Origin of the sequence: Rhizobium ecuadorense (genome assembly GCF_001187535.1) — a bacterium.
Classification (GTDB): Bacteria; Pseudomonadota; Alphaproteobacteria; order Rhizobiales; family Rhizobiaceae; genus Rhizobium; species Rhizobium ecuadorense.
The window spans coordinates 1-302 of record NZ_LFIO01001744.1; the positions used below are offsets into that span (position 1 = coordinate 1).

At 56.3% G+C, this 302-nt stretch carries 1 protein-coding gene; it reads left to right on the plus strand.

What is annotated here, in order from left to right; translation table 11 throughout:
- Positions 1-121: 121 nt before the first annotated feature.
- The coding region (locus AF337_RS44810; RefSeq protein WP_210168096.1) for a hypothetical protein at positions 122-302 on the plus strand (181 nt) is incomplete at its 3' end.

A 302-nucleotide genomic window follows, 5' to 3' on the forward strand; every position in this document is an offset into this window, starting at 1 on the left:
CTCGTTGGGAGAACGGCACTTCGCCGTCTCTCGAAGAGATGCAGAATATTCGGGACGCCGCCAAGTCGCGCGGCATCCCGTGGAACGACAGCTGGTTTTTCGATGTTCCGGTGGCAGCCCAATGACCGCGCTCGCTTTCGACTTCGTCTCATCATCTTCTCCTTCGCAAGTTCATGCGAAGAGAGTGCCAGTTCTCGTTTCCAAAGTGCCGGAAACGTTGACCAATCGGCTGGAAAGCCTTTCCAGCAACGATAATTTCGCATGTTCCTCCCAGGAGCAGCTGTGCGGGGAGGGGTTGTCTG